The 22,707-nt window shown below is 71.9% G+C and carries 21 protein-coding genes and 1 riboswitch; of the genes, 3 read left to right on the top strand and 18 right to left on the bottom strand.

Annotated elements, in window-relative coordinates; genetic code table 11:
• Nucleotides 1–1,656, top strand: a complete 1,656-nt coding sequence (locus ABD785_RS19380; protein WP_344830016.1) for a PucR family transcriptional regulator — start codon at nucleotides 1–3, stop codon at nucleotides 1,654–1,656.
• A 152-nt stretch (nucleotides 1,657–1,808) separates the two neighbouring features.
• On the opposite strand, the gene ABD785_RS19375 is transcribed toward ABD785_RS19380, so the two are convergent.
• Both ABD785_RS19375 and ABD785_RS19370 read right to left on the bottom strand, forming a co-directional pair.
• Nucleotides 1,809–2,666, bottom strand: coding sequence for a polysaccharide deacetylase family protein (locus ABD785_RS19375; protein WP_344830014.1), 858 nt, complete (start codon nucleotides 2,664–2,666; stop codon nucleotides 1,809–1,811).
• Between the two features lie 37 nt (nucleotides 2,667–2,703).
• Entirely contained in the window at nucleotides 2,704–3,261 is a 558-nt protein-coding gene (locus tag ABD785_RS19370) for a nucleotidyltransferase family protein (RefSeq protein WP_425547796.1), read from the bottom strand.
• Between the two features lie 113 nt (nucleotides 3,262–3,374).
• Here ABD785_RS19370 and ABD785_RS19365 point away from each other — a divergent pair, with 113 nt between their 5' ends.
• Nucleotides 3,375–4,472 carry a sulfite oxidase gene (locus ABD785_RS19365; RefSeq protein ID WP_344830009.1) on the top strand — a complete coding sequence of 366 codons (1,098 nt, stop codon included), beginning with the start codon at nucleotides 3,375–3,377 and terminating at the stop codon, nucleotides 4,470–4,472.
• A gap of 175 nt (nucleotides 4,473–4,647) precedes the next feature.
• On the opposite strand, the gene ABD785_RS19360 is transcribed toward ABD785_RS19365, so the two are convergent.
• The 15 genes from ABD785_RS19360 to ABD785_RS19290 form a co-directional block, all read right to left on the bottom strand.
• Nucleotides 4,648–4,893 carry a hypothetical protein gene (locus ABD785_RS19360; RefSeq protein ID WP_344830006.1) on the bottom strand — a complete coding sequence of 82 codons (246 nt, stop codon included), beginning with the start codon at nucleotides 4,891–4,893 and terminating at the stop codon, nucleotides 4,648–4,650.
• Nucleotides 4,894–4,902: 9 nt separating this feature from the next.
• Complete coding sequence (locus ABD785_RS19355) at nucleotides 4,903–6,573, bottom strand: sodium:solute symporter family protein (RefSeq protein WP_344830003.1); 1,671 nt, start codon at nucleotides 6,571–6,573, stop codon at nucleotides 4,903–4,905.
• Nucleotides 6,574–6,645: 72 nt separating this feature from the next.
• Nucleotides 6,646–7,086, bottom strand: coding sequence for a PH domain-containing protein (locus ABD785_RS19350; RefSeq protein WP_344830000.1), 441 nt, complete (start codon nucleotides 7,084–7,086; stop codon nucleotides 6,646–6,648).
• Nucleotide 7,087: 1 nt separating this feature from the next.
• Complete coding sequence (gene hisG / locus ABD785_RS19345) at nucleotides 7,088–7,963, bottom strand: ATP phosphoribosyltransferase (RefSeq protein WP_344829997.1); 876 nt, start codon at nucleotides 7,961–7,963, stop codon at nucleotides 7,088–7,090.
• 226 nt (nucleotides 7,964–8,189) lie between these two features.
• Nucleotides 8,190–8,666: a 6,7-dimethyl-8-ribityllumazine synthase gene (ribH, locus tag ABD785_RS19340; RefSeq protein ID WP_344829994.1), complete on the bottom strand. Its 477-nt coding sequence runs from the start codon at nucleotides 8,664–8,666 to the stop codon at nucleotides 8,190–8,192.
• Nucleotides 8,666–9,874, bottom strand: coding sequence for a bifunctional 3,4-dihydroxy-2-butanone-4-phosphate synthase/GTP cyclohydrolase II (locus ABD785_RS19335; RefSeq protein ID WP_344829992.1), 1,209 nt, complete (start codon nucleotides 9,872–9,874; stop codon nucleotides 8,666–8,668). Before ABD785_RS19335 ends, ribH begins: the two co-directional genes overlap by 1 nt.
• Nucleotides 9,871–10,464 carry a riboflavin synthase gene (locus ABD785_RS19330; RefSeq protein WP_344829989.1) on the bottom strand — a complete coding sequence of 198 codons (594 nt, stop codon included), beginning with the start codon at nucleotides 10,462–10,464 and terminating at the stop codon, nucleotides 9,871–9,873. The genes ABD785_RS19335 and ABD785_RS19330 overlap by 4 nt, the downstream gene beginning before the upstream one ends.
• Before the next feature lie 81 nt (nucleotides 10,465–10,545).
• Nucleotides 10,546–10,676: riboswitch (FMN riboswitch) on the bottom strand.
• Between the two features lie 141 nt (nucleotides 10,677–10,817).
• Nucleotides 10,818–11,513: a ribulose-phosphate 3-epimerase gene (gene rpe / locus ABD785_RS19325; protein WP_344829986.1), complete on the bottom strand. Its 696-nt coding sequence runs from the start codon at nucleotides 11,511–11,513 to the stop codon at nucleotides 10,818–10,820.
• A 112-nt stretch (nucleotides 11,514–11,625) separates the two neighbouring features.
• Nucleotides 11,626–12,549, bottom strand: a complete 924-nt coding sequence (locus ABD785_RS19320) for a phosphatase PAP2 family protein (RefSeq protein WP_344829983.1) — start codon at nucleotides 12,547–12,549, stop codon at nucleotides 11,626–11,628.
• A gap of 83 nt (nucleotides 12,550–12,632) precedes the next feature.
• Nucleotides 12,633–14,057 carry an RsmB/NOP family class I SAM-dependent RNA methyltransferase gene (locus ABD785_RS19315; RefSeq protein WP_344829981.1) on the bottom strand — a complete coding sequence of 475 codons (1,425 nt, stop codon included), beginning with the start codon at nucleotides 14,055–14,057 and terminating at the stop codon, nucleotides 12,633–12,635.
• A 90-nt stretch (nucleotides 14,058–14,147) separates the two neighbouring features.
• Nucleotides 14,148–15,074, bottom strand: a complete 927-nt coding sequence (fmt, locus tag ABD785_RS19310; protein WP_344829978.1) for a methionyl-tRNA formyltransferase — start codon at nucleotides 15,072–15,074, stop codon at nucleotides 14,148–14,150.
• A complete protein-coding gene (def, locus tag ABD785_RS19305) occupies nucleotides 15,074–15,619 on the bottom strand; it encodes a peptide deformylase (RefSeq protein ID WP_344829976.1) in 546 nt (181 codons plus the stop codon). Before def ends, fmt begins: the two co-directional genes overlap by 1 nt.
• A 63-nt stretch (nucleotides 15,620–15,682) precedes the next feature.
• On the bottom strand, nucleotides 15,683–17,419 hold the full coding sequence (locus ABD785_RS19300; RefSeq protein WP_344829974.1) for a hypothetical protein: 1,737 nt from the start codon (nucleotides 17,417–17,419) through the stop codon (nucleotides 15,683–15,685).
• 65 nt (nucleotides 17,420–17,484) lie between these two features.
• Entirely contained in the window at nucleotides 17,485–19,548 is a 2,064-nt protein-coding gene (locus ABD785_RS19295; protein ID WP_344829971.1) for a primosomal protein N', read from the bottom strand.
• Nucleotides 19,549–19,598: 50 nt separating this feature from the next.
• On the bottom strand, nucleotides 19,599–20,681 hold the full coding sequence (locus tag ABD785_RS19290) for an ROK family transcriptional regulator (RefSeq protein WP_344829970.1): 1,083 nt from the start codon (nucleotides 20,679–20,681) through the stop codon (nucleotides 19,599–19,601).
• A gap of 60 nt (nucleotides 20,682–20,741) precedes the next feature.
• Here ABD785_RS19290 and ABD785_RS19285 point away from each other — a divergent pair, with 60 nt between their 5' ends.
• Nucleotides 20,742–21,350 carry an HAD family hydrolase gene (locus tag ABD785_RS19285; RefSeq protein ID WP_344829967.1) on the top strand — a complete coding sequence of 203 codons (609 nt, stop codon included), beginning with the start codon at nucleotides 20,742–20,744 and terminating at the stop codon, nucleotides 21,348–21,350.
• A gap of 99 nt (nucleotides 21,351–21,449) precedes the next feature.
• Here ABD785_RS19285 and metK read toward each other — a convergent pair whose 3' ends face one another.
• Nucleotides 21,450–22,649, bottom strand: a complete 1,200-nt coding sequence (gene metK, locus ABD785_RS19280; protein WP_344829964.1) for a methionine adenosyltransferase — start codon at nucleotides 22,647–22,649, stop codon at nucleotides 21,450–21,452.
• Nucleotides 22,650–22,707: the final 58 nt, after the last annotated feature.

Raw genomic sequence — 22,707 nt, 5'->3', positions numbered from 1 at the left:
ATGGAATCCCGAACGGACCTCTGGACGCGCCGCGCCGGCGAGACGCACAACGTCCCGCCACGCCTGCGCCTGGCCAGCACCGGAACCCTCACCTACGGCCTCCCTGTCAGCGAGGTCCTGGGAGTGTCCACTCTCGCCGAGGCCAAACTCATGGCGGGCGAGGCCGGCCTCGGCCGCATCGTCCAGCGCCTCAACGTCATGGAGGTCCCCGACGTCCTGGCCTGGGTGAAACCCAACGAGCTCCTGCTCACCACGGGCTACCCGCTGCGCAACAGGCCCGCCGCCCTCGGGCACCTCGTCGCGGGACTCAACGAGCGGGGCGTCGCGGCGCTCGCCGTCAAGCCGGGGGCATATCTTGACGAACTCCCCGCCGAGATGCTCGCCCAGGCCGACCGGCTCGGCTTCCCCCTGATCCAGCTCCCCGAGGACGTCGGCTTCGACGACATCCTCAACCAGGTCCTGACCGACATCCTCAACCGGCAGGCCGCCATCCTCGCCCGCACCGAGGAGGTGCACCGGGCGCTGGTGCAGATCGTCCTGGCCGGCGGCGGGCTCCAGGAGGTCTGCGACGAGCTGGCCGTCCTGCTGGAGGGCGCGGTGCTGGCCCTCGACGACGACGAGCGGCTGCTGTCCGCGGCGGGCACCCGCAGGGACCTCGACGAGCTCCAGGACTGGCTGGAGGCCCACAACGACCACGGGCTGCACGGCGACAGGGTCGTCGTGCCGATCGCCGCGGGCGGGCTCGACCAGGGCGTCATCGCCGCCTACTGCCCGGGCGGCACGCTCAGCGAGACCGAGGTCGGCATCCTGGAGCGGGCGGCGACCGTGGCCGCGCTCGTGCTCACCAAGCAGCAGGCCGTCGCGGCCGTCGAGTCCAAGTACCGGGCCGACTTCCTGCGCGACGTGCTGGCCGGGCGCGCCGGAGACGACGACCGCGTGGTCGCCCACTGCGCCGGGTTCGGCTGGGACCTCGACCGTCCGGTGGTCGTCCTGGTCGCCTCACTCGACCTCGACGAGGACGACGACGACGGCGCCAAGTCAGCGCAGGAGAGGCTCGCCGCCGCCTGGACGGCCGCCGTCCGCCGCCGCGACCGCACCGCGGCCGTGGCCTCCTTCGCCCACGAGGTCGTCGCCGTCCTCGGCCTGCCGCCCGGCGGCGAGGTCCACGACCTCGTCGGCGGCATGGTCCGCGAGGTCAAGACGGTCGAGGGCCTGGTCTTCACGACCGGCATCAGCCGCCCCGCCGAGGACCCCTCGGCCCTGCCCGACGCCTACGACCAGGCGGGCAAGGCCGTCCGGGTCGGCCGCCAGCTCCACGGCCCCGGCGAGATCGCCCCGTTCGACTCCCTCGGCGTCTACCGGCTGCTGAGCCTGGTCGAGAACACCGAGGAACTGCACGCCTTCGTCCGCGAGACCCTCGGCGACCTGGCCACCGACGTCGACCCCGAGGCCGCCGACCTGCGCCGCACCCTCCAGGTCCTGCTCGAGACCAACCTGAACGTCGCCGAGACCGCGCGCCGGCTGCACTTCCACTACAACACGCTGCGGTACCGCATCGGCAAGCTGGAACGCATGCTCGGCCCGTTCACCGAGGACCCGCACCTTCAGCTCAACCTCAACCTCGCCCTCCAGGTCCTGCGGATGCGCGGCATCTAGACCAGTACGGCATCTAGACCAGTGCGGCCTCTGGACCGTGGAGCGTCTGGACCGGTGGGGCATATAGGGAGGTTTGGGGAGCGAGAGACCTCTGCCCCACCGGCTCCTTCGACGGTAGCGGTTACGTATCGTGATCGGGGCGGGATTCTCGGTTAAGGTTTCGCGGGCTGGGCGTCGGGGGCGTTGCCGCCGAGCCGGACCGGCAGGTACTCCTGGAGCGCGGCGGGCCTGTACCCGGCCTGCTTGATCCAGTCGAGCAGCATCCCGAACTGCTGGGCGAGGCCCTTGCGGTAGTGCATGAGGATGATGTCGCCGGGCTTGAACCCGGTGCCGCCGTCGCCGCGCACGAACTCGTTCTCCTTGCGGTTCGGTGAGCAGACCGTGGCCCCGTTGCAGAACTCCGCCGACCACAGGATGACGGACTTCATCCCGCACTCGCCGACGACCCTGCGGGTGATGTCGTTGTAGGAGCCGAACGGCGGCCGGAAGGTCGTGGGGCGGCGCCCGTAGACCTTCTCGATCGTGTCGGACGCGCCGCAGATCTCGGTCTTCTGCCCCTCGGGGCCGAGGGACTTCAGGTCCTTGTGGTTGACCGTGTGGTTCTCCATCGCCGAGCCCGCGTGCTGCAGCGACCAGAAGTACGGTCCGTGCTGTGGCACGTAGACCGTGGTCAGGAACGTCATGATGGGCACGCCCTGGTCGCGCACCATCTTCACGAAGTCGGCGTCGTACTCGTAGCCGTCGTCGATGGTCAGGAAGACGACCTTCTCCTGGGTCTGGATCCGCGTCACCACCGTGGCCAGCCCGTCCGTCGCGGCGGGGGCGGGGGTGAACGAGCCGGGGGCGGCCTTCGGCCAGGTCTTCCCGGCGAACGGGCTCGCCGTCTCCTTCTCCATCTTCGCGCCGCTGAGGCCGTCGAACGCGGTCACCCTCAGCGCGGGCCACACCCCGGCTGCGACGGCGACCACGGCCGCGAGAACACTGGACAACAGGGGGAATCCGGCGCGCATGGCGCCCAATCTCCCATACCCGCGGCCCGCGCGGAAATCAGAACAGGGACTCCAGGTCACCGGGGCTGTCGAGGTCGTCGGGCGAGGCGACGTCGTCGCACGGGACGAGCGTCACGGGGTGGGCGTGCAGATAGGAGCGCGGCCCCGCCTCCCCCACCGCGGAGGCCGTCAGCGCGGCGAAGTGCTCGCGCGCCACGAGCAGCGGCTCGGCTCCGCGGCCGCCGAAACTCGCCGCGACCGCCGACGCCCCGGCGCGGTGCTCGGCGATGAGCAGGCGCACCGCCTCGGGCCCGATCCCCGGCTGGTCGACGAGCGTCACGACCACGGCGGGGCAGTCCGGCGGCAGGGCCTCGAGCCCCGCCCGCAGCGAGGAGCCCATCCCGTCGCGCCAGTGCGCGTTCGGCACGATGAGCGCGCCCAGCGTCTCGACCGGCGCGGCACCGGTGACGACCAGGACGGGCGCGCAGCCCGCCTCGCGCAGCACCCGGACACCGCGGTCGACCAGGCGCTCGCCGTCCAGGCTGACCAGGGCCTTGGGCTCGCCGAACCGGACGCTCGCACCCGCGGCCAACAGGATTCCCGCGATCTTCCCCATCATCAGACGATAACGCGTACCGTCGAAGTGATCACAAGAGGGAGATTATCCTTTATCTCGATTGACTTTGTAGGAAAATCGCCGCATCCTGGTTCCAGGCGGGAGGGGACCACATGTCCGATGAGCTCACCGACGAGGCCGCCTACGCGTGGCCGAGGCGCGGGCGGCTGCCGCATGAGGACGGTGACCTCGAGACGCGGTGGGAGGCGCTGCGCGGAGCGGGGCACCACACCCCCACCAAGCAGTTCTTCGTGCGGACCCACACCAACGTCCCCCGGATCGACGTCTCCACCTGGACCCTCTGGCTGCACGGCGACGGGCTGCGCGACGGCCCCGTGGCGATGTCCTACGACGACCTCCTGTCGTTCCCGCAGGAGGACCTCACCGCGTTCATCGAGTGCGCGGGCAACGGCCGCAGCTACTACACCTCCCAGCAGAACCAGCGGGTCGAGGGCACCGCGTGGGGGCTCGGCGCCGTCGGCGTCGCCCGCTGGCGCGGCGTCCGGCTGTCCCACGTGCTCGAGGCCGCCGGCATCACCGCGGACGCCCTCGACGTCATGGCGCGCGGCCTCGACGACCCCTACCTCAAGCACGGCCGCGACCTCGGCCGGGTCCGCCGCCCGCTGCCCGTCGCGAAGGCCGTCAAGGACGTGCTGCTCGCCCACGAGATGAACGGCGAGCCCCTCACCCCCGAGCACGGCTACCCGATGCGGCTGGTCGTGCCGGACTGGGTCGGCATCGCCTCCATCAAGTGGATCGGCGACATCGAGGTCTCCACGGGCGAGCTGCACTCCCCCTGGAGCACCGACCTGTACCGGCTGTTCGGGCTCGGCCATCCCGCCGAGGGCAGCGCTCCGCTCACCACGATGCCGGTCAAGAGCGCCTTCGAGCTCCCCCACGGTGCCCGCGTCACCGTCGGCTGCGACCACCTGCTGACCGGGCGGTCCTGGTCGGGCAACGGCGCGATCCGCCGGGTCGAGGTCTCCACCGACGGCGGCTCCACCTGGACCGAGGCGCGGATCGTCGGCGACCGCCGCCCGCACACCTGGGCCCAGTGGGAGCTCCCCTGGCGGCCCGAGCGCCGCGGCCCGACCGAGCTGATGGCCCGCGCGACCGACGAGTCGGGCGTCACCCAGTCCAAGGGCCAGCCCCACAACACCCTCGGCTACCAGTTCGCCGCGATCATCCGCCATCCCGTGACGGTCATCTAGATCCAGCCCCTAGGGTCTGTTTCGAAGTCGGCGCCCGTGGCGAGCGGCGTCCAGGTGCGTGCCTCGGGGGTGCGGAGGAGGGAGTCGGCCTGGTGTGGGGCCGGCGACCGACGACAAGCCCGCGAGGCGCGTGCCTGGGCGTCGCGTAATAGGGCAGGTGGCTTTGAAACAGACCCTAGTCGAGGTCCTCCTTGACCTCGGTGACCTGCTCGAGCGGGTGGGCGAGGGTCCAGCCGAGGAAGCCGATCCCGACCGCGAGCATGCCGAGGCCGACCCACAGGTTGATGTCGACGCCCTGCGCCTTGGCCTCGGTCTCCGCCTCGTCGAGCAGGCCGGTCACCGTGAGGATCACGCCGTAGACGGTGAACAGCCCGCCGATGACGGTACGGACGTCGAGCAGGTTGGCCAGCAGCCTCTTCATCGGATTCTCCTACCAGAACGGGATGTAGCAGGCGAGGGACAGGACGAGCGCGCCGAGGCCGAGCTTGACCGGCGAGCGGTACCAGCGGTCGTCGCCCTCGTGGGAGTCGTCGGGGTGGTCGGAGGGGATGCCGCGCACCAGGCCCCTGAGCTCGCTGTCCGGCTTGACGGTCCGCCGCGTCATCTTGCTGACCACGATCGAGACCACGACGTCCACGACGAAGGCGATGCCCGCGTTCCAGAAGCTGGCGTTCAGCTCCGAGCCGTAGACGTCCTTCAGCGGGCCGAGCTCGTACAGCGCGTAGGAGGTGACGGCGCTGGCCGTGCCCATGAGCAGGCCCCAGAACCCGGCCCACGGGGTCATCTTCCGCCACAGCAGGCCGACGATGAAGGTGGCGAACAGCGGCGCGTTGAAGAAGGAGAACAGCTGCTGCATGTACGCCATGATGTTGTTGTACTGCGAGGCGATGAAGGCGGTGAAGACGCCGCCGACCACGCCGACCACCGTGATGACCCGCCCGGTCTTGAGGTAGTAGGCGTCGTCGCGGCCCGGCTTCAGGTACGGGCGCCAGATGTCGTAGGTGAAGACGGTGTTGAACCCCGACACGTTGGCCGCCATGCCCGCCATGAAGGAGGCGACCAGGCCGGTCAGCGCGACGCCCAGGACGCCGTTGGGGAGCAGATCGCCCATCAGCATCGGGATCGCGTTGTTGTAGTCGGCGCCCGGCTCGCTCAGCGCCGGGAAGACGACCAGCGCGATCATGCCGGGCACGACCGTCACGAACGGGATGATGATCTTCGGATACGCCGCGACGATCGGGGTCATCCGCGCCGCCGTGGTGTTCTTCGCCGACAGCCCGCGCTGGACCTCGGCGAAGTTGGTGGTCCAGTACCCGAACGACAGCACGAAACCGAGACCGAGCAGCAGCCCGAGCCAGTTGGCGTCCATCGGGTTGCTGTCGCCGAACCCGGTGTCCTTCCAGGTGTGCAGACCCGCCTCGCCCAGGTTCGATTCACGGATCTTGTCGGCCAGGCCGGAGAACCCGCCGACCTTCTTGAGGCCGAGCAGCACCAGCGGCAGCAGGCCCGCGACGATCACGAAGAACTGGAGCACCTCGTTGTAGATCGCCGAGGACAGGCCGCCGAGCGTGATGTAGACGAGGACGAAGATCGCCGCGTCGACCACCGAGACGGGCAGCGGCCAGCCCAGCAGCGCCCGCATCACCAGCGCCAGGGCGTACAGGTTGATGCCCGCGATCAGCACCTGCGCCAGGGCGAAGGAGATCGCGTTGAGCAGCTGGGTCTGCGGATTGAAGCGGCGCCGCAGGAAGTCGGGGACGCTGTGCACGCCGGAGCGGTAGTAGAACGGCATCATCACGATGCCGAGGAACACCATGGCCGGGACGGCGCCGATCCAGTAGTAGTGCGTCGTCATCAGGCCGTACTGGGCGCCGTTGGCCGCCATCCCGAGGATCTCGGTGGCGCCGAGGTTGGCCGACAGGAAGGCCAGGCCGGTGATCCAGGCGGGCAGCGACCGTCCGGAGAGGAAGAAGTCGACGCTGGACCTGACGGTCGCGCGCGCGGCGAAGCCGATGCCCAGGACGGTCGCGAAGTAGATCGCGAGGATCAGATAGTCCAGGCCGTTGACGTCCAGCCTGAGATCGTCGGCCGCTAGGACCATCGGATACCCCTGTCATGAGAAGAGCTCGTCCGCCGGGCTCCCTGCCCACCGGACGAGCTCTCTCACACAGGTTCAACGATCTTGCGTGGGCTCTTGACCCTCTCCGTACCGCTCGAGCAGGACTTTCAGCTCCTCGACGGCTTCCCTGGCCGATGCGCCCTCCGAGCCCTGAATGCCCATCACACCCACGTTCCGCCCGTCGGCGAGGTCGAGGTACGGCCAGGGCGCACCCGGCGGGAAGGTCACCCCGACGATCTGCGCCCACTCGAACCGGTGGGTCCGCAGCGGGTTGACGACCGTCAGGCCCTCCGGGCCGGCCACGGCCTTCGCCCGCGCGATCACGACCAGCAGCCCCGCGACCAGCCCGCCGAAGACGACGAGGCCGATCCGGTCGGGCAGCTTGAACGTGCCCTGCACCAGGACGGCCAGTCCGATCATGAGGACCATGACCGCGGTCGCCATCACGTAGGCGACGGCGCGGGCTCTGCGGGGGCGCCAGACGGTGGAGGACAAGCTAGTCGATGATCTTCGAGATGGGGATCTCGAGGATGTCCCGGCCGCCCGCGGCCTTGACGTTCGGGATCAGCCGGTTGATGCCGACCTTCGCGACCACGGACTCGACGGCGAACATCTCGCCCCCGGCCAGCGGCGTGACGGTCGGCGACGCCATCGACGGCACCACGTTCAGGACGTCCTGGAGCTGGCCGGCCGCCACGTTGAGCTTCAGCAGCACGTTGCCGCGGGCCCGGATGACGCCCTGGAGCAGCAGCGCGATGTCCTCCATCGCGGCCCGCTTCTCGGGCACCTCGTAGGCGGCGCGGTTGGCGACGAGCTCGGTGTAGCTGGTCAGCAGCGTGTCGAGGATGCGCAGGCCGTTCTTGCGCAGCGACGAGCCGGTCTCGGTGAGGTCGACGATCACGTCGACGATGTCCGGGACCTTGGCCTCGGTGGCGCCGTAGGACGGGAAGACCTTGGCCTTGACGCCGTGCTTGGCCAGGAAGCGGTCGGTCAGCGCGGGGAACTCGGTGGAGATCCGGACGCCGTCCGGCAGGTCGGAGACCTTCTGCCAGGGAGCGTCGTTCGGGACCGCCATGATGACCTTGACCGGGTTCGAGGTCGCCTTGGAGTACTTGAGCTCGCCGAGCGAGACCACGTCGGCGTCGGTCTCGGAGATCCAGTCGCGGCCGGTGATGCCGAGGTCGAACAGGCCCTGCTCGAGGTAGGTCGGGATCTCCTGCGGGCGCAGGACGCGGACCTTGTCGATGCGCGGGTCGTCGATCGAGGCGCGGTAGTCGCGTTCACTGGCCCGCCGGACGCTCAGATCCGCGGCGCCGAACAGCTCGAACGTGGCCTTCTCGAGGGAGCCTTTGGGCAGGACGAGAGAGAGCATGGAGATGCCTTTCGAAAAGGGATGGAAGGGTGACCGGGAGACGACCGTCAGGAGCGATGCTCCGCGCCGTGCCGGATGTGACCGTGATGCGCGTTACCTCGCAGGGTCATAGCCTCGCGTGACGCGGCCACAGTCGCCTCCCATCCCTTTCGAACATGTCTCGGTTCGAGCAAGTACCGGTCCGCGCGTTAAGGCGCGATAACAGGCAGGACACTACCACGGGGCGTTACAGGCCCTTGAGGCGCTTGAGGGTCAGCGCGGTGTCCAGCGCGGCCACCACCGACTCCCATCCCTTGTCCTCGCTGGAGTCGGGCAGGCCCGTCCTGGCGATCGCCTGGGCGATGTTGTCCGTGGTCAGGACGCCGTTGCCCACCGGCGTGGACTCGTCGAGGGCGACCCTGGTGAGGCCGTCGGTGACCGAGTCGCAGACGTAGTCGAAGTGGGCCGTCTCACCCCTGATGACGCAGCCGAGCGCGACCACGGCGTCGTGGGTACGGGCGAGTTGCTGGGCGACGACGGGCAGTTCCAGCGCCCCGGCGACGCGCACCACGGTGGGGGCGTCGATCCCGCAGGCCTTGGCCGCGGCCTCGGCGCGCTCCAGGAGCTGGTCGGTGATCCGGCCGTGCCAGCGGGTGGCGACGATGCCGATGGTCAGGCCCGCGGCCTCGACCGTGGTGTCCTCGGGACGTCCCTCGCCGCTCATTACAGCCCCTCGATCTCGTGTCCGAGACGGTCGCGCTTGACCGTCAGGTACCGGCGGTTGTGCTCGGTGACGTGTGCCGGGAGGGCGACGCGGCCTTCGACCTCCAGGCCGAACTGCGACAGCGCCGCGACCTTCTGCGGGTTGTTGGTGAGGATCCGGACCGACCGCACGCCGAGATCGGTGAGGATGTTCGCGGCGTTGGCGTAGTCGCGGGCGTCGACCGGGTGGCCGAGCTCGAGGTTGGCGTCGACGGTGTCGGCGCCCCCGTCCTGGAGGGCGTAGGCCTTGAGCTTGGCGATCAGGCCGATGCCCCGGCCCTCCTGTCCGCGCAGGTAGACCACGACGCCGCGGCCGGCCCTGGAGATCTCCTCCATGGCGGCGTCGAGCTGGGTGCCGCAGTCGCAGCGCTCGGAGTGCAGGACGTCGCCCGTCAGGCACTCGGAGTGGACGCGGGTGAGGACGTCGTGGCCGTCGGCGAGGTCGCCGAGGACCATGGCGATGTGCTCGCCGCCGTCGATCCTGGAGGTGTAGCCGACGGCCCGCCACGAGCCGTACCGGTTCGGGATGGTGGTCTCGGCGTCGCGGGAGACCAGGGACTCGGTCCGCTTGCGGTACTCCACGAGCTGCTCGATGGAGATCAGCTTGAGGTCGTGCTCCTTGGCGAAGATCTCCAGCTGGGGCAGCCGGGCCATCGTGCCGTCGTCGTTGACGATCTCGCACAGGACGCCGGCCGGGCGCAGCCCCGCCATCCTGGCCAGGTCGATGGTCGCCTCGGTGTGCCCGCGGCGCACCAGGACCCCCTGGTCCCGGGCGCGCAGCGGAACGACATGGCCGGGACGGCGCAGGTCGGACGGGACCGTCGAGGGGTCGGCCAGCAGCCGGATCGTGTGCGCCCGGTCGGCCGCCGAGATGCCGGTGGAGACGCCCTCGGAGGCGTCGACCGTCACCGTGTAGGCCGTGCCGCGCACGTCCTGGTTGGTGTGGTGCATCGGCGGGAGGTTCAGCCGGTCGGCGTCGGCCTCGGTGAGCGGGGCGCAGATGTAGCCGGAGGTGTAGCGGACCGTGAAGGCCAGCAGCTCGGGGGTGGCGTGCTCGGCCGCGAAGACGAGATCGCCCTCGTTCTCGCGGTTCTCGTCATCGACGACGACAACGGCCTTGCCGTTGGCAATGTCGGTAAGGGCCTCTTCGATGGTGTTGAAGATGGTCACTTCCGTGCTCCGATCATGCGTTCCACGTACTTGGCGACGACGTCGACTTCGAGGTTCACGGGGTCTCCAGGACCCTTGCGACCCAGCGTCGTCAGTTCGAGGGTGGTGGGGATCAAGCTGACGGTGAAGGAGTCCTCGGCGGCCTCGACGACGGTCAGGCTGATGCCGTCGACCGTGATCGAGCCCTTCTCGACCACGTAGCGCGTGATCGCGGACGGAAGGGAGATCCTGACGATCTCCCACTTCTCCGAAGGGGTGCGGCTGATGATCTCGCCGACGCCGTCCACGTGGCCCTGGACCAGATGGCCGCCGAGGCGGTCCTGGAGGCGGACGGGACGTTCGAGGTTGACGCGGGAACCCGCCACGAGCGCTCCGAGGGAGGAACGATCCAGCGACTCCTGCATGACGTCGGCGGTGAAGGTGTCTTCCTTGAGGTCGACCACGGTCAGGCACACGCCGTTGACCGCGATGGACGCGCCGTGCACGGCGTCGGAGGTGACCAGCGGGCCACGGATCTCCAGGACGGCCGATTCCGGGCCGTCGGTCTTGCTGACGATTTCGCCGAGTTCCTCGACGATGCCGGTGAACACTCCCCTGTCCTCCTTCTGATAAGGGGAGCTCCGGGGGTATTCAAACCGCCCCCGGCCGCAGGCGTGCGGACAGGGTTCGGCTCGCGCGCTGCCTCCCATCCGGACTTTCACCGTCGGTACCGGAATTCCACCGGCTCAACCGGCCGATGGCTTCGGCCGGGTCGCGGACTTTGACCGCCGGTTCGGAATTACACCGACCCCGGAGCACGCTTTGCTCAAACGAGACCCTCTGGGTGTTTGAGGGTCTCTGATCCTGCAACCAGTCTGCCATGTCAGGCATTCCCAGGACCACGTGACCAACACCACGGCCACATTTGGCCAAGCGAGCGCTTGGTTGTGTTACGGTCTTCGGCTCACCGGTTGCCGAAGCCGAAAGGCTGGTCAGAGTGGGTGGCCTTCTCCGCGAGGGCGCGCAGCGAACGCACCGCCTCGGCGGGGTCCTCGGCCCCGTAGACGGCGTTGCCCGCCACGAACACGTCGGCGCCCGCCTCGGCGCAGCGCTCGATCGTCTCGGCCGAGACGCCGCCGTCGACCTGAAGCCAGATGTCCAGATCGCGGCCCTTGATCAGCTCGCGGGTCCTGCGGACCTTCGGCAGCACCATGTCGAGGAACTTCTGGCCGCCGAAGCCCGGCTCGACCGTCATCAGAAGGATCATGTCGACCTCGGGGAACAGGTCCTCGTACTGCTCGATCGAGGTCGCCGGGTTGAGCGCCAGCGAGGCGCGGGCCCCGGCGGAGCGGATCTGCCGCAACGTGCGGACCGGTGCCCGGGCGGCCTCGGCGTGGATCGTGACGCTCTTGGCGCCCGCCTCGGCGTAGGCCGGTGCCCAGCGGTCGGGGTCCTCGATCATCAGATGGCAGTCGACCGGGATCGCGCTGTGCTTGAGCAGCGCCTCCACGATCGGCAGGCCGAGGGTGAGGTTCGGGACGAAGTGGTTGTCCATCACGTCGACGTGGACCCAGTCGGCCGCGTCGGAGATCCTGCCGATCTCGTCGGCGAGCCGGGCGAAGTCGGCGGACAGGATGCTGGGAGAGATCTGAATGCCCATGATGCTCCGAGTTTAGGGTCTGTTTCGAAGTCGGCGCCCGCGTAGTAGGGCAGGTGGCTTTGCAACGGACCCTAGGGTCGCCGGGCCCGCGGGCCCTCACCCGGCCGGGTGATCAGACGGGTTGGCGCTCGGGGTTCCTGCTACCCCGGTAGGCGAGGCCCATGCGGATGAAGGCCTCCGGCGCGCCCCCGGTCGCCCAGGCCCCGGCCAGGGCGAACAGCACGAACTTCATGACGATCCCCTCGCCGAGGAAGTAGCCGGCGCCGGAGACGACCAGGAAGCCCAGCAGGCCGATCGGGACCCGGGCCACCCGCTGCCAGGCCGACCCCGCGACCGTGAAGCCGCCCCTGGCCGCCAGCACGGACAGGCCCGCGAGGATCCCGGCCAGCAGCCCGGTGACCGACGCCCCCGGCTCGGCGGTGAACCTCGGCGTCCGGCCGCCGGCGAGCCTGACGGCCTCGGCCCACTGCGCGGGCATCGTCCAGTCCTGGAGCGATCCGGCCGCCCCCCGGATCCCGGCGAGCAGGAGCAGCGGGAGCAGCAGCGACAGGCCGAGCTGGACGCCCAGCGGGCGCTCCCGCCACCAGCCCGTCACCGGTTCCTCCAGGGCCCAGCACCCGGCCAGCAGCATCAGCCCCGCCCCCCAGCCGGCCAGCACCTGCGCCGGGGAGTGGACGTGCAGCTCCGTGCGCGCCCAGCCGATCCCGAGCATCAGGGCCACGGCCGCCGCCCAGGCGGCCCGCCGCCCGGCCGCCCTGGCCAGGGTCCCCCACACGATCACCGAGTTCTGGGCGTGCCCCGAGGGCATCCCGAACGAGGCGATCGGCTCCGAGGTGGCCAGTGAGGTGTCGGTCCAGTACGGCCTGGGCTGGTGCAGCAGCAGCTTCACCAGCTCGTTCAGCGCCCCGCTGAGGGTGAGCAGCACCGCCAGCCTGGCCCCCAGCACCGGGCTCACGCACCAGTAGACGACCAGCAGCAGCGGTGCGTAGACGACCGCGCTCCCCACCAGCGTCAACAGCTGCGCCAGCCCCTGCACCGACCACCCCCGAAGCCGTCACGGACATCACGTCCCGTGACGACATCCTGCCCTGAAGTGATGGCCGGAACCCACCGATGGCGCTACAGGCGGCGGAGCAGCGCCAGGAACATGGCGTCGGTGCCGTGGCGGTGCGGCCAGAACTGCGCGTAGGGGCCGGTGCCGAGGCCCGTCAGGGTCGGGGCGATGCCGGTGAGGACGTCGACGGCGTCGAGGCGCTGGACGTCGTCGCGCCGGGACAGCACGTCGTCGACGACCGCGCCGGTCTCGGCCAGGTGCGGTGAGCAGGTGACGTAGGCGACGACGCCGCCGGGGCGCACCGAGTCCAGGGCGGTGGTCAGCAGGTCGCGCTGGAGCGGGCCGAGGCCCGCGACGGTCTCGGGGGTGCGGCGCCACCGCGACTCGGGGCGGCGGCGCAGCGCGCCGAGCCCGCTGCACGGGACGTCGACCAGAACGCGGTCGAACGCGCCGGGCCGCCAGGCGGGGCGGGTGCCGTCGACGACGCCGACGCCCGCGTGCGCGCTCACCGCACGGGTGATCAGCTCGGCCCGGTGCGGCTGGGCGTCGCAGGCCAGCAGCCGGGGGCCGCGCTCGTCGGCGATCGCGCCGAGCACCCCCGCCTTGCCGCCGGGACCCGCGCACAGATCGAGCCAGCGCTCGTCCCTGCCCTCCAGCGGCGCCTCCGCCAGGGCCAGGGCGACGAGCTGGCTGCCCTCGTCCTGGACGCCCGCGTGGCCCTGCCGGACGAGGCTCAGCTCACCGGGGTCGCCCTCGGGCAGGTAGGCGGCGAACGGCGAATAGGCCGCGGGGCCCGCTCCGAGCCCGATCAGGTCCTCGACGGTCGTGCGCCCCGGCCGGGCGACCAGGGTCACCCCGGGACGCTCGTTGTCGGCCGCGAGCAGGTCCTCGATCTCCTCGGCGCCCACCGCGTCCCGCAGCGCCGCCACGATCCACTTCGGGTGGCTGTGGGTGACGGCGAGCCTGCCCAGCTCGTCGTTCTCCGGTGCGACGATCACCAGCCACTCCGGCAGATCGCGGGTGGCGACCTTCCGCAGCACGGCGTTGGCGAACTTCGCCTGCCCGGGACCCGCGACCGACCGGACGAGGTCGACGCTCGTGGAGACCGCGGCGTGCGAGGGGATGCGGGTGCGCAGGAGCTGGTGGGTGCCGAGGCGCAGCAGATCGCGCAGCGGCGGGTCGATCCTGTCGACGGGCCGGTCGCTGCACAGGTTGAGGATCGCGTCGTAGGTGCCGAGCCCCCGCAGGGTGCCGTAGGTCAGCTCGGTGGCCAGGGCCGCGTCGCGGCCGGACATCTCCCGCTCCCGCAGCATCCGCGGCAGCAGCAGGTTGGCGTAGGCGTCGCGGGACTCCACCGCGCGCAGCACGTCGAAGGCGACCCTCCGGACCGCGTCGGCGGGCGTCCTGCGCTGCGCCTGCCGGCCGGGCCGCCGGTTGTCCTGCTGGCCGCGGCTCCGATGCGTACTGGCCCTCCGCCGGTTCTCACCCATCACACACTTCACTCCTCAGGGCGCGCCCCCGCGCGCGGTCGGCAGAACAGGACCCGGCGGCCCGCTGCGGGATCACGACCCTCCGCGGGATCAAAGGAAGCGGTCCCCGGGATCGAGCCGCAGGCCGCGGAACCAGTCGATGGCCGGCATCCGCTTCTTGCCGGGCGGCTGGACCTCGGTCAGCGCCACCGGATGGGTCGCGGTCCCGACCAGGACCTCGGTCTTGGACGGCTTCAGCTCACCGGGGGCCAGCGGCCCTCCGCCGGCCGCGAGGCGCACCGGTGCCAGCTTGACCCGGTCTCCGCGGAAGGTCGTCCAGGGGCCGGGGGCCGGGGTGCAGGCGCGGCAGAGCCGGTCGACCCGCATCGCGGGCGCCGTCCAGTCGACGCGGGCGTCGTCCGGGGTGAGCTTCGCGGCGTGGGAGACCCCGTCCTCGGACTGCGGGACGGCGGTCAGCCCGCCGACCTCCAGGCCGTTCATGGTGTCGACCAGCAGGCGGGCGCCGAAGTGCGACAGGCGCTCCAGCAGGGCGCCGCTGGTGTCGTCGGGGCGGATCGGCTCGGTCAGATGGCCGAAGACCGGCCCGGTGTCGAGGCCCTCCTCGATGAGGAAGGTCATCGCGCCGGTGATCTCGTCGCCCGCCAGGACGGCGCGCTGGACGGGAGCGGCGCCGCGCCAGGCGGGCAGCAGCGAGAAGTGCAGGTTGACCCAGCCCAGGCGCGGGATGTCGAGGGCGGCCTTGCGGAGGATGGCGCCGTAGGCGACGACCGGGCAGCAGTCGGGCCCGATCTCGGCCAGCCGGGCGAGGAACTCCGGATCGGCGGCCTTGACCGGCTTGAGCACCTCGATCCCGTGCTCCTCGGCGACCTCGGCGACGGGGCTGGCGACCAGCCTGCGGCCCCGTCCCGCCGGGGCGTCGGGCCGGGTGACGACCGCGGCGACCTCGTGTCCCGATGCGATCAGGGCCCGCAGCGGCGGGACCGCGACCTCGGGAGTCCCCGCGAAGACCAGCCGCATCAGAGGGCCCGCCCGAAGGTCCGGTGCGGCGAGTCCCTGACGACCGGCGCCGGGTCGCCGAACCACTCGGCCTCGCGGATCGCCTTCATCGCCAGCTTGCGCTGGGCGGGGTCCATCCGGTCGATGAACAGGATGCCGTCGAGGTGGTCGGTCTCGTGCTGGACGCACCGCGCCAGCAGCTCCGTGCCCTCCACGGTGATCGGCTCGCCGTGCATGTTGAAGCCCTTGGCGACCACGCCGTAGGCGCGCCTGGTCGGGAAGGCCAGGCCCGGCAGCGACAGGCAGCCCTCGTCGCCGTCCTGGTGCTCCTCGCTCAGGTCCAGCGACGGGTTGACCAGATGGCCGAGCCGGTCGTCCACGTAGTAGGTGAACACGCGCAGGCCCACCCCGAGCTGCGGGGCCGCGAGCCCCGCCCCCGGAGCGTCGATCATGGTGTCGGTGAGGTCCTTGACCAGCAGCCGCAGTTCCTTGTCGAAGTCGGCCACCGGCTCCGCCGCGGTACGCAGCACAGGATCGCCGAACAGGCGAATCGGCTTAACAGCCACGAAGACTCCCCATCTTCAAGGTTCTGCGGATCACTTCCAGTGTAGGTGCCCGCCGGGACCGGCCTACCGGGAGCGCACCTTGAAGGCGGTCTTGCGGGCCAGCTTGGCCAGGGGCTTGTCGTGGTGGTGATCGCCGATGGCCTCGAGGACGTCGGCGGTGTCGGGGTGCTCGATCCGCCAGATGTCCTCGATCAGGCCGTGGAGATCGGCGGCGTCCTCGGTCTCGTCGAGGGCCAGGTGGACCGCCTCGTGCGGGCCCACGGCCTCGATCATCCCGGCGACGGTGTCGACGAACATCCACTGCATGTCGGCGGGCGACGGCTCGATCTTGTCGTCGCCGTGACCGGACAGCCACACGACCGCGTAGGGCCGGGTCTGGGGGGCGTCGAGGGCGGCCCTGATGACCGGCTCGGCCTCCTGCGGGACGCTCTGCAGCACCACGGCGGCGAGGTTGCGGGCCGCGGCCCTGCCCTCCAGCATGACGTTCAGCAGGCCCGTGGCGGCCTCCTCCGGCTCACGGCGGGCCAGCCAGAGGGAGATCTCCTCCTCGGCGGTGTCCTCACGGTGCCAGGCCAGGCCCGTGACGAGCTCCTCGGCGGTGGTCTCGGCGAGGTCTCCGATCAGCGGCGCGGTGTAGCCGTCGGCCTGGAGCAGCTCCCGGACGGCGAAGACGCCGAGGGGGGTCAGCGCGGCCGTGTCCTCCTCGACGGTCAGGACGCCCCAGCGGGCGAGGTCGTCGAGCTCGAGCCGGAGCGCCACCGGGACGGCCTGCGCCATGACGTCGGCCTCGACGATGTCGTAGCCCTCCTGGATGTGCTCGATCAGCCCGACGACCAGCTCGCCGATGCCGGTCTCGCCGCCGTGCTCGTACATGTGCAGCAGCACGCCGGGAAGCTCACCCTGGACGACCTCGCCGGGGCTCAGCGCGTCACCCTCCTCGTGCGCCTGGGTGACGACCGCGTCGAGCAGGCCCACGAACAGCGCGAGCACGTCCTCGTCGCTCTCGGGACGGCCGCCGGGCGCGGTCCTGCCGTCCTGGACGTCGATCAGGCCGGTCTCGACGGCGGCGCCCCACAGGCGTTCGAGCTCGGGCTGGAAGGCCCCGCCCGCCCGCGGCGCGGGGATGCCCAGCGCGGCGACGGCCGCCGCGGCGTCGGCCTCCGCCAGCTCGTCCTCCTCGAGGTCGCGGGCGCCGACCCAGTCGGCCAGGCCCAGGACGTCGGTGAACAGACCCGAGGCGCGGGCGGCGGCGGCCAGCTCGTCCGCGGGCAGAAGGCGGACGGGCGGCACCACGTTCTCGGCCGCGAAGTGCTGCATGGTCCGCTCGAGCTTCTCCTCGTCGGACAGCTCGTCGAACTCGCGCATCCATTGCGCGACGGCCTCCTCGTCCTCGAGGTCGACGCCCTCGGCGGACATCATCCGGCCCAGGAACTCGGCGGCGTCCTCGGCGTTCTCGCCCTCGGCGGCGAGCGCGGCGGTGAACTCCTCGGCGATCCCGCCGAGGGTCTCGCGCAGCTCCGCGGCGCGCGCGGAGTCGAGCTGCTCCGACTCCTCGAAGAACCGCACCAGCTCACCGGCGATCGCCAGGATCGCGGGGGCGTCGTCGGCGGAGGCCATCACCTCGTCGGGGAAGTCCTCGAGCAGCACCTCGCGCAGCAGCTCGGGGGTCAGCTCACCCGTCTCGTTGAGGTCGGCGAGCTCCAGCAGGATCCGCGCACCGTGCAGATCCGCCTCACCCGCCTGCCCCGGCGCCCAGGCGGTGAACTCGCGAACGGTCGTCTCGACCCACTTCTCAGCCACCCGAGAACCCTAGAGCACCCCGCCCCTTGATCGCGCGGACCTCTGTGCACAACGGGCCCCGGGAATCAGATGAGCTCGAGCGGGTCGACCTGGACGCGGACGGGATCGGGGGCCTTCTTCGCGCTCCGGATGCCCTGGGCCTGCTTGAGCGCGCGCGACAGCGGGGCCCCGTGGGTGCGCGGGACCCTGACCAGCGCCCGTTCGGCGGCGCCGTCGGAGCCGATCGGGACCGGGCCGAGGACCTCGGCCTCCGGCGGCAGCTCCGCGGCGGCCAGCAGATCCCTGATCGCGGCCGGGGTACCGGTGAGGGAGGCCATCCGGACGGCCGGGGGGAAGGACAGCTCGGCGCGCTCGGCCAGCTCGCGTTCGGCGAAGGTGACCGGGTCCCAGCGGACGACGGCCTGGACCACCGGGCGGCTTCCGTCGGCGACCAGGACGACCTGCCCCTGCGGCCGGACCAGCCCCGCGGCGTTCAGCCACTTGCGCAGCGCCTCCTCGTTGGCGCGCAGGTCGGCGCGGCCGAGCAGCGCCCACCCGTCGAGCAGCAGCGCCGCCGCGTACCCCTGCTCGGCGACGGGCTCGGCCCCCGGGGTGGACACGACCAGCTCGGGCCTGGTCCCGACCGAGGCGAGGATCCCGTCCCGGCCCGAGGTCCGCACGGTCACCCCGGGGAAGGCCCGGCCGAGCTCCTCGGCCGTTCGGCCCGCACCGACGACGACCGCCCTGATCTGGCGGCCCCGGCACTCCGGGCACTGCCAGTCCCCCGCGATGTGCCCGCACCACTTGCAGAACGGCGCGGCGTGCGAGGAGGCCATCGCCAGCGGCCCGGCGCAGACCGTGCACCGCGCGAGCTCGCGGCAGCGCTGGCAGGCCAGGGCGGGCAGGTAGCCGCGCCGCGGCACCTGGACCAGCACCGGACCCTCCTTGAGCGCCTCGCGAGCGGTCGAGAACGCCAGCGTCGACAGCCGGGCGGCCCGCGCCGCCTGGTCCCTGCCCTGCTCCCAGTCCTCCCCGGCGAGCTGCACGCGCGGCATGGCCTGGCGCACCCGGTCTCGTGCGGCCGTCAGCCCGTGCGCCCAGCCGCCGGCGACGAGCTGGGTGGCGTCGCTGGTGCGGCTGAGCCCGCCGATCAGGGCTCCCGCCCCGGCCCGGTGGGCGCGCAGCGCCAGCACCTCGCGGGCGTGCGGATAGGGCGCGTGCGGGTCGGCGTGGACGTCGTCGCCGTCGTCCCACAGCACGACCAGGCCGAGGTCGCGGACCGGGGCGAACATCGCCGCCCTGGTCCCGACGGCGACCAGGGCCTGCCCGCGCACCACCCGCAGCCATCGCCGGTACCGCTCCTCGGGCCCCAGCTCGGCCGTCAGCGTCACATGCGCCGCGACCGGCCCGGTGTCCTCCGGGGCGTCAGCGGGGGGCGCGAACTCCGCGGTGAGGGCGGCGTCGACCCGGGCGGCGTCACGGCCGTCCGCGACGATGATCAGGGTGCCGCGGCCCGACGTGAGGGTGGCGTGGGCGGCGCGGGCCAGGGTGGCGGGCCAGTCGTGACCGGGCAGGGCGGTCCAGACGGCCCGCGGCTGCTTGCCCTCGGCCAGGGCGGTCAGGAAGGACGGCCCCGCCGGGTAGTCCGTCCAGGGCCCGGGGGGCGGGGCGGCGGCCGGGAGCGGCGGGGTGGGCGGCCGCGCCCCGGACTCGGCGCGGGCGTGCCGGGGCGGGACGGCCAGGCGCAGGACGTCGGCGAGGGTCCCGGCGTAGCGGTCGGCGAGCTCCCGGGCCAGGGCGGCGATCTCGGGGGTGAGGACGGGCTCGGGCGAGATGACGCGTTCCAGGAACGCCATCCGGCCCTCGTGCTCGGTCTCGGCGAGGCGCTCCAGCAGGAAGCCGTCCATGAGCTTGCCGGAGAAGCGGACCCGCACCCGGCAGCCGGGGACGGCCTTGTCCGCGAGCTTGTCCGGCACGAGGTAGTCGAAGGTGCGGTCCAGGTGCGGCAGCGGCACCTCGACGGCGATCCGGGCGACCGGCAGCTCCGCGGCGGGCTCCTGAACCCCCTTGGCCGCCTTCTTCGGCGCGGGCTTCGCCTTCTCCGGCGCGGCCAGCCCTTCCAGCCCCGGAATCAGCCCGTCCTCGTTCATCCCTCACACCTATCATCCGCCGCAGGCCCCTCCAGCGTTGTCCACACCGGTCAGCCGCCCCTGGCGGCCTGCCAGGAGGTCAGGCCCGCCTCGGACAGGACGGTGTCGTAGGCGAGCTCCGCCGCCCCCCGCAGCGGGCCGTCGTAGGGGAAGCGGGCCGCCAGCAGCGGCGGCGGAGCGGCCCTCCGGTAGGACATCAGGGCCGCGGCGTAGGCCTCCTCCACGGTCTCCCGGTCCGACCCCAGCAGGTCGGCGGCCAGCCCCGACAGGGTGACGGCCGTCGGATCCAGGGCGTTGACCAGGCCGCCGATGCCCCGGCCCAGCGACCGGGCCACCGCGGCGGGACCCCGCCCGGCCAGGGCCGCCGCGTTGACCTCCAGCTCCCAGCAGCCGGACGCGCCGCACGGGCAGGCCGCGGCCGGATCGCCGAACGGCAGATGGCCGAACTCGCCGCCGGCGCCCGTCCCGCCCGCCACGGGGCTGCCGCCGTCGATGAGGACGCCGCCGATGCCGACGTCGACGGCCGTCAGGTGCAGGGCGGCCGCCCGGTCCCGCGCCGCTCCCCTGCGCGCCTCGGCGACCCCGGCGAGGGTCGCGTCGTTCCTGACCACGACCGGCACGGACGCGCCCAGCTCGGCGGCCACGTCGACGACGTCCCAGCCCAGGTGGACGGCCTGCACGACCCTTCCTCCGCTCAGCGTGCCCGGTACCGCGACCCCGGCCGCCCGCAGCCGCGGCCCCAGCTCGGCCGCCAGCTCCCCGAGCCGCTCCGCGACGAGGTCCAGGGCGTCCACCCGCCCGTGCGGACGCTCGGTGACGCGTTCCTGCTCCCCGCCGAGCCCGGCCACGGCGCTCTTCCAGGTGCCCTGGGTGATCTCGAAGGCCGCGACCACGGGCCCCTCGGGATGCGGCCCGAGCACCGTCGTGGGGCGTCCGCGCTCCCCCGTCGGGGCGGCCTCGGTCTCCTCGACCAGCGCGAGCGCCCGCAGCCGGCCGACGATCTCCGTCGCCGAGCTGCGGCTGAGCCCGAGTTCCCGGGCCAGCCCGGCCCGGGTGACGGCCGGGGCCGCGTGGACGTGCCGCAGCACCTCCAGCAGCCCCCGCAGCCGGAGGGCGGTGCGCATCGTGGTCATTGCCCGATCATCCACCCCTCGAATATGCTCGGTAGACGAACATAATAAGAGGAGGGCACCGTGAAGAACGTCGCCGCCGTACTTTTCGACATGGACGGCACCCTGGTCGACTCCGATGCCGTCAACGAGCACCTCTGGCGGCTCTGGGCCCGCCGCTTCTCCCTCGACGAGCAGGAGGTCGCCGCCTTCCAGGTCGGGCGTCCCGCTCCCCTCACCATCCGCCGCTTCCTGCCGAGGATCTCGGCGGCCGAGTTCGCCGCCCTGGTCGCCGAGCACGAGGACCGGGAGACCCACACCCTGGACGGCGTGACCGCCGCCAAGGGCGCCCATGACGTCCTGTCGGTGCTGGCCGCCCGCGGGCTTCCCTGGGCCGTGGTCACCAGCGCCGGACGCCCCCTGGCCGAGGTGCGGCTGGCCGCCTCCGGCATCGCGCCGCCCGTCCTGGTGACGCTGCACGACGTGCCGGCGGGCAAGCCCGACCCGTCCGGCTACCTCCAGGCCGCCGCGTCGCTCGGCGTGGACCCCGCGCGCTGCCTGGTCGTCGAGGACTCCGAGACCGGCGCCGAGGCGGGACGGGCCGCCGGAATGCGCGTGGCCACCCTCAAGGGGCTCCCGGGCGATCCCCCGCTCGCCCATCTCGGCGAGCTCGCCGGGCTCCTGGACCTCTGAGCGAGAACCCCGGGAACGCGGACGGCCCGCGTCCCGCCCCTGAGACCGGGGCGGGACGCGGGCCGTCCGCGTGGACCGGGACAGCTGAAACCGGGAGATCTACAGACCGGCGGCGGTGCGCAGGGCGCCGGCGCGGTCGGTGCGCTCCCAGGAGAAGTCCGGGACCTCGCGGCCGAAGTGGCCGTAGGCAGCGGTCTGGGAGTAGATCGGGCGGAGCAGGTCGAGGTCGCGGACGATCGCGGCGGGGCGGAGGTCGAAGACCGTCAGGACCGCTTCCTGGATCCTGGCGATGTCGACCTTCTCGGTGCCGAAGGTCTCGACGAACACACCGACGGGCTGCGCCTTGCCGATGGCGTAGGCGACCTGGACCTCGGCGCGGTCGGCGAGCCCGGCCGCGACGATGTTCTTGGCGACCCAGCGCATCGCGTAGGCGGCGGAGCGGTCGACCTTGGACGGGTCCTTGCCGGAGAAGGCGCCGCCGCCGTGACGGGCCATGCCGCCGTAGGTGTCGACGATGATCTTGCGGCCGGTGAGGCCGGCGTCGCCCATCGGGCCGCCGATCTCGAAGCGGCCGGTCGGGTTGACCAGCAGGCGGTAGCCCTCGATGTCGAGGTCGTCCTTGAACTCGGCCAGGACCACGTCGACGACGTGCTCCTTGATGTCCGGGGTCAGCAGCTCCTTGAGCGAGATGTCAGGAGCGTGCTGCGAGGAGACGACCACGGTGTCAAGGCGGACGGCCTTGGCGCCGTCGTACTCGATGGTGACCTGGGTCTTGCCGTCGGGGCGCAGGTAGGGAACGGTGCCGTCCTTGCGGACCTGCGACAGGCGCTCCGAGAGCCGGTGCGCGATGGTGATCGGCAGCGGCATCAGGTTGGGGGTCTCGTTCGTGGCGTAGCCGAACATGAGGCCCTGGTCGCCCGCGCCCTGGCGGTCGAGCTCGTCCTGTCCCTGCTCCTCGCGGCTCTCGTAGGCGTCGTCGACGCCCTGCGCGATGTCGGGCGACTGGGCGCCGATGGACACCGACACGCCGCAGGAGTGGCCGTCGAAGCCCTTGGCGGACGAGTCGTAGCCGATCTCGAGGATCTTCTCCCGGATGACACCGGGGATGTCCACGTAGGTCTCGGTGGTGACCTCGCCGGCCACGTGCACCTGGCCAGTGGTGATCATGGTCTCGACGGCGACCCGGCTCTTCGGGTCGTCCTTGAGCATGGCGTCGAGGATCGCGTCGGAAATCTGGTCGGCGATCTTGTCCGGGTGGCCCTCGGTGACCGATTCAGACGTGAAGAGGCGTCGCGACACTACGTGAACTCCTTGCAGCGGCTGCTGACTCGCAGGCGGTTTCGGCGTGGGCCGCCGG

Origin of the sequence: Actinocorallia longicatena (assembly GCF_039534125.1) — a bacterium.
GTDB lineage: Bacteria > Actinomycetota > Actinomycetes > Streptosporangiales > Streptosporangiaceae > Actinocorallia > Actinocorallia longicatena.
Note: the sequence above shows the minus strand (reverse complement) of the source record. Positions and strands in the feature narration are given on the sequence as shown.